The sequence below is a fragment of the Sphingomonas sp. R86521 genome (assembly GCF_042466235.1).
In the GTDB taxonomy this organism is placed as follows: Bacteria; Pseudomonadota; Alphaproteobacteria; order Sphingomonadales; family Sphingomonadaceae; genus Sphingomonas.
This window is the reverse complement of the sequence record NZ_JAXHBY010000001.1, coordinates 2,389,516-2,402,842: the sequence shown is the minus strand read 5'-3', so window position 1 is coordinate 2,402,842 and position 13,327 is coordinate 2,389,516. Positions and strand designations below refer to the sequence as shown.

Genomic DNA, 13,327 nt, shown 5'->3' with positions numbered 1-13,327 from the left:
CGATTCATCATACGCCTTACTTGCGGTCGTGCCTAATGATCAGGCGAACGGGCGGTTCAGTCGGACGATCGCCGAGTTCAGCCATGCGGCAAAGCTGACCCACGCCAGATAGGGCAGGATCAACAGGCTGGCCTGGTGCGAGATCGGCCACAGCCCGACGACTAGCGCGACCAGCGATGCCCACAGGAACACGACCTCGACCAGCGCCCAGTCCGGACGGCGGGCGCGAAAGAACAACGGGCTCCACAAGGCGTGGAACACCGCGTTGACCGCGAACAGGATGATGACGTGCAACCGCGTGGTGGCGTCGGGCGCGGCGTTCCAGGCGATCACCGCCGACCAAGCCGCGAGCCCCAGGATGATCGTCCAGGCCGGTCCGAACAGCCAGTTCGGCGGCTGCAGCGAGGGTTTGAGGAGGTCGCGATACCACGGCCCGATCGGCGTCATCAGTCCGCCGAGAACGCCCAGGACTATCGCCACTCCGGCGGCGACGGCGATCGGCATCCACGTTGCATTGTCCATCGTGTCGGGTGTCCTGTGCGGCCTATTGATTCTGATCTGGTCGTTCCGAAGATCGAGCCCAGGTAATCCGGTGAGCGTCAGATCGCTTCGCGGAGGACCCGATCAGCGGCGCGACCGAAGACCAGCGCCAGGACCGCCCACAGGATGGCCTGGGTTGCGAGCGCACCGAGCCTGAACGTCCACAACAGCGTCGCCGGGAAATCTGGCGGGACTTCGTTGATCGTCGGGAGAGCCGCCGCTGCGATCGCCATGGCGATACCGTAGGCGAACAGGCCGGCGAGCGCGGCGTCGAACGTGCCGAGGCGGGGGCTCAGGCGTCGCGCGAGGATCACCGCGGCGCTGGCAAGCGCTATCGAGATCGCGATGCAGGCGAAGAAGGTCGCGGTACGCAGTTGGATGGTGTCGTGGAAGCCGACCGCTGGCGGGTTGGGCGGATATTTGAGCGCCGGGATCAGCGCGATCGTCACGAAGCCGATCGACCCCAGCCAGGCGCTGCCAACGCGGGCCCCGCCGTGCAGCACGCGGGCGTTCAGGGCGGCGAAGACCAGCGCGAAGATGCCGCCCAGCGCAGCCCCGTAGCAGGTCGCCGCGACCAGTAGCCCGGTCCCTCTCTGTACGGCGCGGCTGACGAGTTCGGGTTCGTCGGCGTGCATGGTGTGGCGCGCACCCTCGAACGCGATCGCGAGGTCGACCGAGGGCTCGATCGCGAGCCTGGCGAACAGCGCCGCGACGAGGCCGGCGAGCACGCCCGCGACCATGCCGACGATCAGCAATCGGCGGACGATCATCGATCAGCCGTCGTCAATGGCAGGGGAAGCCAAGCAGGTGACGGCCGTCATGGACGAACTCGTGGACGTACATGCCTTTGAACAGTGCGAAGGCACCCTGTTCGGTGCTGACGAAGTACAGCAGGATGAGCGCGATCAGGCCGCCGAAGATGGCCCAGGGGGCGATATCGGCGAAGGGAATGGCCGGCGCATCGCTGCGGCCGGTAGCGTAGATCGGTTGCGTAGCCATGGCGCCTTCCAGTCGTTAGCAGTGCAGTCCTATGCCAAGGGGTGGTCAGCAACAAGGGATGCCTTCGTGAAGCTCGTGTTGCTTTGCCACGGCGCGACCGAATCGATGCGTCGCGGCGGGTTTCCGGCGGCGGACGAAGCTGTCGAGGGCGGGGCGACCTTAAACGTCGGGTTCGATACCGTTGCGACCAGCCCGTACCGCGCGGCGCGGCAGACGGCGGCGATGCTGCATCCTGCGCCGGTGGTCGTCGAGGCATTGCGCGATATCGATCATGGCAGCTGGGCGGGGCGGAGCTTCGCCGAGGTGCATGCCGATGCGCCCGACGCGTTCGCCGGGTGGCTCGCACGGCCGTGGATGGGGACGCCCGATGGGGAAGGGTTCGCTTCGGTCTGCGCGCGCGTCGACCGTTGGATCGGGAGCCTCGACGATGCCGCGGTGCCGCAGGTCGTGGTCACGCATCCGATGGTGATCCGGGCGATACTGGCGGTGACGATCGGCATCGCGGACGAGGCCGCAATGCGGATCGATATCCCGCCGCTGTCCACCGCGGTGCTGTCACGGCACCGCGGATGGCGGTTGCAGCGGCTAGGCGGGCGGCTGTCGGACTAGGGGATGCGGTCTAGCGGGACGAGCAGCGGCTGGCCGAGCACGGTGCCGCGCCATGCCGTGATCCCGTAGGTCTCGGCGAGCGCGTGGTCGGTCAGCACCGCGCCGGGCGGACCGTCGGCCTTCAGCGTTCCGCGGTCGATCAGCAGCAGCCGGTCGCAGAACCGCGCGGCCATGCCGAGATCGTGGAGGACGATGACGACCAGCGCGCCGCGGCGTGCATGATCCTGCAGCAGCGCCATGACCTCGAGCTGGTGGCCGGGATCGAGCGAGGTCAGCGGTTCGTCTGCAATCAGCGCAGGCGCACCCGTGGCCAGCGCGCGGGCGAGCATGACCCGGGCGCGCTCGCCGCCCGACAATTCGGTGGCGGTGCGGCCGGCGAGGTGGGTGGTCCCGGTGTCGCGCATCGCCGCGTCGATGGCGGTCTGGTCCGCCGGCGTGATCCGGGAGAAGGGGCCGAGATGCGGCAGGCGACCGAGACCAACGAGGCGTTCGACCGAGAGCGGCCAGTGCACGGCGTGGTCCTGGGGCAGATAGGCGACGCGCGTGGCTAGCGCGGCGCTGGAGAGGGCGGCGACATCCTCGCCGTCGATCGTCACGCTGCCGGAATCAGGCGTCAGCAGACCGAGCAGCGCGCGTGCGAGCGTCGACTTGCCGGCTCCGTTGGGACCGACGATGCCGACCAGCGCGCCGCCTTCCAGCGCCATCGAGATGTCGTCGACCACGCGCGTTCCAGCGAGGCTGACCGACAGCGCGTGCGCAGCGATCGTCACCACAGGCGGCGCTCCTTGAGCAGATAGTGGATGAAGACGGGCACGCCGAGGAACGCGGTCAGCACGCCCAGTTTCAGCGGCGAGGTGGTTGGGATCAGCCGCGTGCCGATATCGGCGAAGGTCAGTAGCACGGCACCGGCGATCGCGGAGGGCAGGAGCACCGCCGACGGGCTGCGATCGGTCAGCGGGCGGACCAGATGCGGCACGATCAGCCCGATGAAGCCGATGCTGCCGGCCACCGCGACCGCGCCGCCGACGCCGATCGCGATCCCCAGCATCAGCCGCAGGCGGACGCGCGACAGGTCGACGCCGAGCGTGCGCGCGGCATCTTCACCGAGTGACAGCGCGTCGAGCGCGCGGGCGTCCCACAGCAGCAGGGCCATGCCGATCGCCACGCACGGCAGTGCGATCCAGACGTCTGCGAAGGCGCGATCCTCGAGGCTGCCGAGCAGCCAGGTGGTGATCTCCATCGCCGCGAACGGGTTGGGCGCGAGGTTGAGCGCGAGGCTGATACCGGCGCCCGCCAGCGTGGCGATGGCGATGCCGGCAAGGATCAGGCTCAGCGGGCTCTCGCCGCGCCGGGACAGCCAGACCAGCGGCAGCAGCGAGACGAGCGCAGCGGCGATCGCGAGCAGCGGCAGCGCGATCGGATGCGCCGTGGCGAGCTGCCAGTAGATCGCGACGACCGCGCCGAGTGCCGCGGCACTCGACACGCCGAGGACCCCGGGGTCGGCAAGCGGATTGCGCAGATAGCCCTGCATCGACGCGCCGCCGAGGCCGAGCATCGCGCCGATCAGCAGCCCGAGCAGCGCGCGCGGCACCCGGAGCTCGAACAGGATGGCGCGGACCATCGGGTCGCCCTGTCCGGTCAGTGCATCCCACAGCACCGACGGCGACAGCCGGGCCGGGCCGAACAGCAGCGAGGCGCATCCGGCAACGATCGCCAGGACGATCAGCAGGGGAAACAGCCACGCGGCATTGCGCGCGGGGGCAGCTTTGGGCACGGCAGACCTCGTCAAGATCGGTCAGACCCGTCACGAAGGTGTCCCGGGTGTCGCACGATCGATAGCTGGCTTGTCGGAGGAAACCTAGTGCGCGCCATGCCTGTGATTGCGATCGCCGCGCTTGCGCTTCTTGCAGCCGCGCCAGCTCCGGTTGCGCCGAAGCGGGTGGTGTCGCTCAACATGTGCGCGGACCAGTTGCTGGTGGCGCTGGCCGATCCGGGGCAGATCGCCGCGCTGACCGAATGGGCGCGCGATCCGGAATTGTCGGCCGTCGCGGTGCAGGCGCGCGCATTCCCGTTCACGCATCGCACCGCCGAGGAGGTGATGGCGCTACGTCCCGACCTCGTCATCGGCGCGCCGTTCCGGACCAAGGCGGTGCTCGCGCCGCTGAAGGCGCAGGGCGTCCGGATGGTCGAACTCCCCAAGGGCGAGGGGGTGGAGGGCATCGAGGCGTCGATCACGACGATCGCCGAGGCTGTCGGCCATCCGGCGCGGGGGCGTACGCTGATCGCGGGGATGCGACGCGAGCTGGCGCGGATCGGGCCGCCGCCCGGGCGGGGGCGGATCGCCGCCTATTACCAGCGCAACGGCTTTCTGACGGGCACGGGGACGCGCGTCGACGACATGATGCAGCGGGTCGGGCTGGTGAACCTGGCGGGGAAGCTGGGGCGGCCTGCGCTGTCGCGACTGTCGCTCGAAGAGATGGCGTTGGAGCGGCCGGACTTCCTGGTGATGGATGGTGGTACGCGGGTGGTAGCCGACCGCGGGACCGCGGCGCTGCACCATCCCATCCTCGACGCCGCGGTTCCGGCGTCACACCGGTTCTACATACCGCAGTCGCTGACGGTATGCGGCAGTCCCGCGTTTCCGCGCGCGGTGGCGATGCTGGCGGAGCAGGTCCGCGCGGCGGACCGGGCACGCTAGCGCGGACGCCGTTCGCGCGCCTGCCAACCGAGGCGCTGCAGCTCGGGTTCCTCGGTATCCTGTTCGGGACAGCCCAGGCACAGGATCGCGATCAGCGACCAGGACGGATCGGCGCCGACCATCGTCCGGACCGTATCGGGATCGAGGATCGAGACCCAGCCCAGGCCGATCCCTTGCGCGCGGGCGGCGAGCCAGATGGTGTGGATCGCCATCACGCAGGAATAGCGTAGCATCTCCGGCATCGTCGCGCGGCCGAGGCCGTGGCCGGCGGCCGGTGCCTCGTCGCAGAAGACCGCGATCGCGGATGGCGCTTCGCGGAGGCCGTGCAGTTTCAGCGCGCGATAGGCGGTCGCGCGATCCGGATCGTAGGCGCGGGCCGCGGTTTCGCTGGCGGCATCGACATGATCGGCAAGCGCCGCGCGCTGCGCCGGGTCGAGCAGCACGAACCGCCAGGGCTGGGCGTTGCCGACCGACGGCGCGAGATCGGCGAGGTGGAGCAGCCGATCCACCGCGCCCGGCGGCAGCGCGTCGCGGCGGAACCGGCGGACGTCACGCCGCCACGCGAACAGCGTTTCCAGCTGTTCGCCAAACGCCGCGTCGAAGGTCGGCGGTCCGCTCAATATTCGATGCCGGCCTGCGCCTTCACGCCCTGTTCGCGGAACGGGTGCTTGACCAAGGTCATCTCGGTGACGAGGTCGGCGATGTCGATCAGCGCCTGCGGGGCGTTGCGGCCGGTGACGATGACGTGCTTGTCGGCGGGCTTGTTCGCCAGCACCTCGAGCACTTCGTCGAGCGGTAGGTAATCATAGCGCAGCACGATGTTGAGTTCGTCGGCGAGCACCATCTTGTAGGCGGGATCGGCGATCATCCGCTTGACCTCTTCCCAGCCTTCGCGGGCGACCTCGATATCGCGGGCGCGGTCCTGGGTGTCCCAGGTGAAGCCTTCGCCCATCGGCTTGAACTCGACCAGGTCGGGGAAGCGGTCGAACACCGGTTTCTCGCCGGTTTCCCACGCGCCCTTCACGAACTGGACGACGCCGACGCGCATGCCGTGGCCGATCGCGCGCAGCACCATGCCGAGCGCGGCTGAGGTCTTGCCCTTGCCCTTGCCGGTGTGGACGATCAGCAGGCCTTTCTCGAGCGTCTTGCCCTCGACGATGCGATCGTGCGCGGCCTTGAGCTTCGCCATCTTGGCGTTGTGGTCTTCGTCGGTGCGTACGGCCATCATGATGCTCCTGAAAGGTCGGCGAGCACGATGCTCGCGCTGTTCGATTTGGGTTTCCACAGGCCGCGGTTCAGCGCTTCGGCGAGCCGTGCCGCGGTTTCTCGCAGCGCTGCGGGGTTCGCGTCGGCCATGAAGTCGCGGACGTGTTCGTCCTCGATAAAGGCCGCATAGACCGCGTCGAAATGATGGTCCTTCACCGCGCTCGTGGTGGCGGCGAAGGCGAAGAGATAGTCGACCGACGCCGCGATCTCGAACGCGCCCTTGTAGCCGTGGCGCATCACGCCCGCGATCCATTTGGGGTTGGTTACGCGCGCGCGCACGACGCGGCCGATTTCGTCGGCGAGGGTGCGGATCACCGGGCGTTCGGGGCGGCTGTGGTCGTTGTGGTAGGAGACCGGGGCGGTGCCGCGCAACTGCTCGACCGCGGCGGCGATGCCACCCTCGAACTGGTAGTAGTCGTCGCTGTCGAGCAAATCGTGTTCGCGGTTGTCCTGGTTCTGGACCACCGCGTCGACGGTGGCGAGACGGGTCTCGAACAGGTCGCGTTCGCGGTCGCCTTCGATGCCGGCGCCGTATGCATAGCCGCCCCATTCGAGGTAGATGTCCGCCAGATCCGCTCGGTCGTGCCAGAGTTTCTCGTCGATCATCGCCTGCAGCCCGGCGCCATAGGCTCCGGGTTTGGAGCCGAAGATGCGGGTGCCGGCACGGCGGGCGGCGGTGCCGGGGTCGGTGCCGGCGTCGATCATCGCGGCGGTTTCGCGGCGGACGCGGGCGGCGGCGGGGTTTTCGGCTTCGGATTCATCGCGGGCGTGGACTGCGCGGGCGGCGGAATCGACGAGGTCGATCTGTTCGGGGAAGGCGTCGCGGAAGAACCCCGAGATGCGCAACGTGACGTCGACGCGGGGGCGGCCGAGCTCGGTGATGCTGATGATCTCGAACCCGATCACGCGGCCCGAGGTCCAGTCCCAGCGGGGCCGCGCGCCCATCAACGCTAGCGCCTGCGCGATGTCGTCACCGCCGGTCCGCATGTTGGCGGTGCCCCAGGCGGAGAGCGCCATCGCTTTGGGGTATTCGCCCTCGCGTTGGAAATAATCCTCCACGAGCAACGCGGCGGAGCGCTGGCCGAGGTCCCAGGCGACTGCAGTGGGGACTGCGCGGGTGTCGACCGAGTAGAAGTTGCGGCCGGTGGGGAGGACTTCGGGGCGGCCGCGGGTTGGGGCGCCGGAGGGGCCGGGGGCGACGAAGCGGCCGTCCAGGCCGGCGAGGATGGCGGTTTTCTCGGCTGGGCCGCAGGCGTCGACGCGAGGGGCTAGGTTGTCGCGGATGTTGGCCAGAACGGCCGTGGTGTGCGTACCTTGTTCCCCCGCGAAGGCGGGGGCCCAGACTGGGCCTCCGCCTTCGCGGGGGAACAAGGCGGTGACGAGATCGGCTGCCAGCAGTTCCAGCCGCTCGACAGTGTCGCCTTTGGTCCGCCATGGATCGTCGCTGACTGCGGCCAAAACCTCCGGACGCGCGCCCTCCCAGACATCACCCATCACACAGTCGAGCGGGTCGAACTTCAGCTCCAGATCGTCCGCCATCGCGCGCAGCAGCGAGGCCTGGCCCGGCGTGTCGTAACCACGCGGAGTCCGCGCCAGCGCTACCAACAGGTCGCGGCGCAACCGCCCTTCCGGCGACTGCGTGAACACATGCAGACCGTCGCGGATCTGCATTTCCTTCAGCTCGCAGAGATAGGTGTCGAGCGCGGCGAGTGCGTCGTCGCCTTCGCCGATCATCCCGGCATCGGTGTCGAGCCCGGCGCCCTGGGCGAGATCGAGGATGTCGCGACGCAGGCGGTCGACGCGGCGTGGGTCCATGCCCGCGGCGAGGTAATATTCGTCGACCAGCGCCTCGAGCTGCTTGAGCGGGCCATAGCTCTCGGCGCGGGTCAGCGGCGGGGTGAGGTGGTCGACGATCACCGCGCCGATCCGGCGTTTCGCCTGCGTGCCTTCGCCGGGATCGTTGACGATGAAGGGATAGAGCTGCGGGACGGGGCCTGCGCAGATTTCCGGGAAGCAGGTGTCCGACAGGGCGAGTGCCTTGCCCGGCAGCCATTCGAGATTGCCGTGCTTGCCGACATGCACGACCGCCTGCGCGCCGAAGCTGCGGTCGAGCCAGACGTGGAAGGCGAGATAGGCGTGCGGCGGCGGCAGCGCCGGGTCGTGATAGGTCGCCTTGGCATCGATGTTGTAGCCGCGTGCCGGCTGCACCGCGACCGCAACATGCCCGAACCGGTGGACCGCGAGCTGGAACGCGCCGTCCCGTACGAACGGCTCCGCGGCGGGTTCGCCCCAGCGCTCGGTTATCGCGGTCCGGGCGGCGGCGGGGAGGGCGGCGAAGGCGTCGGCGTAGTCGGCGAGCGACAGCGTTTCGCGGGCGCGGCCGACCGAGCCCAGATCGTTGGTCCGGCCGGCGAGCATCGTGTCCATCAGCGTGGCGCCGTCACGGGGCGCGCCATCGACGGCATAGCCTGCCTCGCCGAGCGCGGTCAGGATCGCCGCGGCGCTGGCGGGCGTGTCGAGGCCGACGCCGTTGCCGATCCGGCCGTCGCGATTGGGGTAGTTGGCGAGCACCAGCGCGACGCGGCGATCCCCGACCGGGGTCTGCCGCAACATCGCCCAGTTCGCCGCCAGCCTTGCCACGAAGTCGACGCGGTCGGGGACCACGCGGGGGACGACGATGCCGCATTCGGTGCGCGCGTCGAACCGCTCGGCGGCCTTGAATGCGACGGCGCGGGTGAAGATGCGGCCGTCGACCTCGGGCAGCGCGACGTTCATCGCGAGGTCGCGCGGGCCGAGACCGCGGGCGGATACCGACCAATCGCCCTGTTCGACACCGGCGAACGCAACTTGCAGGATCGGGCAATCGGCGCGTTCCAGCACCCCGGACACGCGGTTCTCGCCCGGGGAGGTGGCGGCGAACGCGGTCGCGTTGACGACGACGTCCGGTGCGGTCGCGTCGATCAGCCCGCCGAGCCAGTCGACCGCATAGGGTTCTCTCAGCGAGCGGACATGCGCGGCCAGCACGTTGAGGCCGCGGGCGCGAAACGCCGTGGTCATCGCGTCGACGGCGTCCATGGTCCCCGCGGCGACCAGCGCGCGGTAGAAGACGAGCAGCGCGACCGGACGTCCCGCGACCCAGTGCGCGCGGGCGTCGTCGAGCGTCGGTCGCTCGATCCCGGCGACGTACAGCCCGGCATCGGGGAGCGGTACCGGATCGTCGGGCACGCCGACCTCGCGTCCGATCAGCCGTGCGGCGGTCTTGAGGAAGCCGGTCGCGTTGGCGACGCCACCCTGGCGGAGATAGTCGCGCAGGCGCTGGAGGATGTCGGCCGATACCGTCGAGGCGGCATCGAGCGCCGGGTCGACCTCGTGCCCCTCGGCGACCGCGGCGAAGGCTATGCCGTGCGCGCGGGCGACCGCGGCGATCTCGTCGACGCCGTAGGGCCAGTAGCTCTTGCCGCCGAGCAGCACGACGCAGACGAAGCGGGCGTGCGCGACCACCTGTTCGACATAGAGGTCGACGGAATAGGGGTGCTTCAGCTGCAGCAGGTTGGCGAGCCGGACGTTCGGGCGGCCGTGTTCGCCGCTGCCGATAATCGCGGCGGCGCGGGCGAAACAGGCGAGGTCGCTGTCCGCCACCGTCAGGATCACGATATCGCCCGGCGACTGGGCGAGGTCGATCGCCTCGTCGCCGTTCGATACCGTGCCCGGGGTGGCGGCCAGCAGGTGCATCAGCGGATGCCGGCCCCCAGCGCGCCGCGCAGCTCAACCGATATTGCCGCCTCGTCGAGACCCTTTTGCCCGATCACGACGAGGTGCGAGCGCCGCGGTTCGTCGTCGCGGAACGGGCGGTCGAAGTAATGCTGCACGCGGGGACCGACCGCCTGGATCACCATCCGCGCGGGCTTGCCGTGGACCGCGACGATGCCTTTCACGCGCAGGATGTCGTGGTGCTCGATCAGGCGGGAGAGTACGCGCAGCAGCGGCTCGACGCTTTCCAGTTCGGTTCCGCCGATGACGAAGCTGTCGAAGTCGTCATGGTCGTGCTCGGCCTCGCCGTCGTGGACCGAGGGGCGGGCGTCTAGATCGTCCTCTGCCGCCGCGGTGATGCCGAGCAGCGCGCCGACATCGACTGCGCCGTGATCCGCGCGGACGATCTTCACGCCGTCGCGCATCTGTTCGCGGATCTGGTGTTCGACCCGCGCCAGCACGACCGGGCTGACCAGATCGGCCTTGTTGAGCACGACCATGTCGGCACAGGCGAGCTGGTCGTCGAACAGTTCCTCGAGCGGGCTGTCGTGATCCAGCGACGGGTCCGCCGCACGGGCGTCGGCCAGCGCGGCCTCGTCGGTGGCAAAGCGCCCGGCGGCGACCGCATCGGCGTCTATCAGCGTGATGACGCCGTCGATCGTCGTGCGGGTGCGGATGTCGGGCCACTGGAACGCCTTGATCAGCGGTTTGGGCAGCGCGAGGCCCGAGGTCTCGATGATGATGTGTTCGGGCGGGTTGGTGCGGTCGAGCAGCTTCATCATCGTCGGCAGGAAATCGTCGGCGACGGTGCAGCAGATGCAGCCATTGGCGAGTTCGACGATGTCGTCCTCGGGGCAGGCGGCGTCGTTACACCCCTTCAGCAGCTCGCCATCGACCCCGACATCGCCGAATTCGTTGACGATCAGCGCGAGGCGGCGGCCCTTCGCGTTCTGGAGAAGGTGGCGGATCAGCGTGGTCTTGCCGGCGCCCAGGAACCCGGTGACGATCGTAGTTGGTATCTTCATGCGTCTTGTCCTCGTTCGATGCTCACGCAGGATGATCAGAAGTTCGCACGGATCCCGCCATAAGCCGCGCGGCCGGGGGTCGCGAAGCTGAACACCTCTTCGTAATCCTCGTTCGTGACGTTCTCGATCCGGCCGAACACCGAGAGGCGATCGCTGAGCTTATAGTCGGCGTTCAGGTTGATCAGGACATATTCCTGCAGCGAGACGCGGACCGGGACGTAGCTCGGATCGGTAAAGGCGACATCCGCCTGGCGACCATTGTAGCGCACCGTCAGCGTGCCGGAGAAGCGCTTGTCGGGGCTGAACACCGTGGTGTTGACGCTGGCGACATGCTTCGGGCGGCGTACCTCGATCAAGCCGTCCTCGCGGGCGTGCAGCCAGGTATAGGCGAGATCGAAGCGAAGTTGGTCGATCGGCCGCGCGGAGGCGAAGACCTCGACGCCGTGCTGGCGCGACAGCGTGTCGCGGTTGTCCGGCGTCGCGACGAAATCGGGGGCGGGGTAGGTGGTGTAGATCTCGTTCTCGAGCTTGCTGTCGAAATAGGTCGCGCCGATCGTCGCGCGGGTGCCGATCTCCTGGTCGACGCCCGCTTCCCAGCCCTTCGACTTCTCGGGCTTGAGGTTGGGGTTGCCGATATAGCGGCCGTCGGAATAGCCGAAGAGTTCGGAATAGCCGGGGTTCTTGACGCCGGTACCGTACGCGCCGCGTGCGCGAAGGCCGAACGGCAGGCGGTAGCCGGCCTGGAGGCGATAGGTGGTGGTGTCGGCGAAGCGGTTGTTCTGGTCGCGGCGCAGCGATGCGCCGACGGTCAGCGCGTCGATCGTGCCTTCATACTGGCCGACGAAGCCCCAGTTCTCGGTCGAACGGCGGCCTTGAAATGCGAATTCGGACGGCGTGGTGTTGCGGAACTGCTCGCGTTCGAAATCCACCGCGCCGGTGATGCGGCTGACCAGCTTGCCGGTGTCGAGCCGGTAGCTGCTCTCGAACGATCCCTTGTAGCGCTGTCCCTTGTCGCCGAAGTCCAGGCCGGCGGCGGTATAGCTTTTCCGCGTGGTGTCGGCGAACTGGCCGGTCAGCGCATTGGTCCAGCGGCCGTCGGCGAGCGTCAGTTCGGCGCGGGCGAGGCCATAGAATGCGTCGTTGCGGAAATGCACGCCGGGGCTGTCGACTGTGTACCCGAACAGCGGGCCGTCGAGCGCCGAGTTGTTGGTCTGCGCATCGGTGTAGCTGTAGCGGCCGACGCCGGTCAGCTTGAAGATCGCGGACGGCGTCCAGCTGACCTTGGCGCTGGCGCCGATGCTGGTCGATCCGATGTCGCGATCGCCGTCGCGCGCGGTCGGCGTGCCGTCGGTGCGGTAGAGCGAACTCGACAGTGCATAGTCGAGCGTGTCGCTGGCGCCGGCGAAGCGCGCGCCGCCCGATGCGGTGCCGAACGATCCGCCCTCGGCGCGTAGGGATATGCCGGGCGCCTCGCGGCCGGTCAGCGTGATGTACTGGATCACGCCGCCGATCGCGTCCGAGCCGTACAGCGCGGACTGCTGGCCGCGGAGAACCTCGACCTTGGCGGCTTCGTCGGTGATCAGCGTGCCGAAATCGAACTCGCCATTATACGGATCGGACGCCTTGATGCCGTCGATCAGGACCAGGACATGGTTGCTCTCGCTGCCGCGGATGCGGACCTGCGTCATCCCGCCGATCGCGCCGGTGCGGCTGACCGCGACGCCGGGAACGTCGCGCAGCACATCGGACAGGATACGGGTCTGGCGCTGCTGCAGCGCATCGTTGTCGATCAGCGTGATCGAGGCGGGCAGGTCGCGGACCTGTGTGCCGTCGCCCGAGCGCGAGGCGGTGACGACGATCTCGTTCCCCTCCGCATCGCGCGTCGGCAAGGTTGGATCGCTCTGCGCGAGCGCGGGCGTGGCGGCGACGAGCGCCAGCATTGATACGAAAATGGTCTTCATGAACAGGTCCCCCGCGTCGTTTCGACGACGCGACTGGGGTCGTTCTCGCGTGCGCGAACGTCGGAGCCGACACGACCGAACGGACGCGAACGCCCGGCTGCCTCGCCCCCGCCTGCGACCCCGGCCGCAAGTTCGTCGCTCGAACGGAGTTCGTCCGTGCCTGGGCCATCCCCTGGACCAAAGCATGAGCGACAGCGCCGGCAGGTCTCCTGGCTCACGGGTCGATGCTCGATACGCGCCTTCCCAGGTCGATGGACCCAGTGGCTGCCCGGCGCGAACGCCGGGCGTGCATATCTCGCTATCCGCTTACAGTTGCAGGGACAGCCGCGGCGTTGGACAGGCGAGCCGTCCGCACCGCATTCCGCAATTAAGCCTCTTTCGAGGCACCGGCGCAATCATTCGGACCGCGGGTCTCACCGTGGTCCGACGCTCGCCCTATCGCAAAGTTCGGCGGCGGCCAATCGGATTTGAAACGTGGG

12 protein-coding genes and 1 riboswitch are annotated in these 13,327 nt (G+C 68.7%); of the genes, 2 read left to right on the top strand and 10 right to left on the bottom strand.

Annotation, left to right across the window (positions count from 1 at the left end; all coding sequences use genetic code 11):
- Positions 1-39 precede the first annotated feature (39 nt).
- The 3 genes from SJY20_RS11155 to SJY20_RS11145 form a co-directional block, all read right to left on the bottom strand.
- A complete protein-coding gene (locus tag SJY20_RS11155) occupies positions 40-522 on the bottom strand; it encodes a TspO/MBR family protein (RefSeq protein ID WP_380787000.1) in 483 nt (160 codons plus the stop codon).
- Between the two features lie 77 nt (positions 523-599).
- Positions 600-1,310, bottom strand: a complete 711-nt coding sequence (locus tag SJY20_RS11150; RefSeq protein WP_380786999.1) for a CbtA family protein — start codon at positions 1,308-1,310, stop codon at positions 600-602.
- Between the two features lie 13 nt (positions 1,311-1,323).
- Positions 1,324-1,539, bottom strand: a complete 216-nt coding sequence (locus tag SJY20_RS11145) for a CbtB-domain containing protein (protein WP_380786998.1) — start codon at positions 1,537-1,539, stop codon at positions 1,324-1,326.
- Between the two features lie 66 nt (positions 1,540-1,605).
- Here SJY20_RS11145 and SJY20_RS11140 point away from each other — a divergent pair, with 66 nt between their 5' ends.
- Positions 1,606-2,148 carry a histidine phosphatase family protein gene (locus SJY20_RS11140; RefSeq protein ID WP_380786997.1) on the top strand — a complete coding sequence of 181 codons (543 nt, stop codon included), beginning with the start codon at positions 1,606-1,608 and terminating at the stop codon, positions 2,146-2,148.
- Here SJY20_RS11140 and SJY20_RS11135 read toward each other — a convergent pair.
- Positions 2,145-2,921: an ABC transporter ATP-binding protein gene (locus SJY20_RS11135; RefSeq protein WP_380786996.1), complete on the bottom strand. Its 777-nt coding sequence runs from the start codon at positions 2,919-2,921 to the stop codon at positions 2,145-2,147. The two genes, SJY20_RS11140 and SJY20_RS11135, sit on opposite strands and share 4 nt — an antisense overlap.
- The gene (locus tag SJY20_RS11130; protein ID WP_380786995.1) at positions 2,915-3,922 is read right to left on the bottom strand and encodes a FecCD family ABC transporter permease; all 1,008 of its coding nucleotides are present in this window, start codon (positions 3,920-3,922) and stop codon (positions 2,915-2,917) included. Before SJY20_RS11130 ends, SJY20_RS11135 begins: the two co-directional genes overlap by 7 nt.
- 96 nt (positions 3,923-4,018) lie before the next feature.
- Here SJY20_RS11130 and SJY20_RS11125 point away from each other — a divergent pair, with 96 nt between their 5' ends.
- Positions 4,019-4,846 (top strand): ABC transporter substrate-binding protein, encoded by an 828-nt coding sequence (locus SJY20_RS11125; RefSeq protein WP_380786994.1) that lies wholly within the window; start codon positions 4,019-4,021, stop codon positions 4,844-4,846.
- On the opposite strand, the gene bluB is transcribed toward SJY20_RS11125, so the two are convergent.
- The 5 genes from bluB to SJY20_RS11100 are packed head-to-tail and all read right to left on the bottom strand — an operon-like array spanning position 4,843 to position 12,848.
- On the bottom strand, positions 4,843-5,469 hold the full coding sequence (gene bluB, locus SJY20_RS11120; protein WP_380788664.1) for a 5,6-dimethylbenzimidazole synthase: 627 nt from the start codon (positions 5,467-5,469) through the stop codon (positions 4,843-4,845). The genes SJY20_RS11125 and bluB overlap by 4 nt on opposite strands.
- Entirely contained in the window at positions 5,463-6,071 is a 609-nt protein-coding gene (gene cobO / locus SJY20_RS11115) for a cob(I)yrinic acid a,c-diamide adenosyltransferase (protein WP_380786993.1), read from the bottom strand. Before cobO ends, bluB begins: the two co-directional genes overlap by 7 nt.
- On the bottom strand, positions 6,071-9,844 hold the full coding sequence (gene cobN, locus SJY20_RS11110; protein WP_380786992.1) for a cobaltochelatase subunit CobN: 3,774 nt from the start codon (positions 9,842-9,844) through the stop codon (positions 6,071-6,073). The genes cobO and cobN overlap by 1 nt, the downstream gene beginning before the upstream one ends.
- Entirely contained in the window at positions 9,844-10,887 is a 1,044-nt protein-coding gene (gene cobW, locus SJY20_RS11105; RefSeq protein WP_380786991.1) for a cobalamin biosynthesis protein CobW, read from the bottom strand. Before cobW ends, cobN begins: the two co-directional genes overlap by 1 nt.
- A gap of 35 nt (positions 10,888-10,922) precedes the next feature.
- A complete protein-coding gene (locus SJY20_RS11100) occupies positions 10,923-12,848 on the bottom strand; it encodes a TonB-dependent receptor plug domain-containing protein (protein WP_380786990.1) in 1,926 nt (641 codons plus the stop codon).
- 181 nt (positions 12,849-13,029) lie between these two features.
- Positions 13,030-13,254, bottom strand: a riboswitch (cobalamin riboswitch).
- Positions 13,255-13,327: the final 73 nt, after the last annotated feature.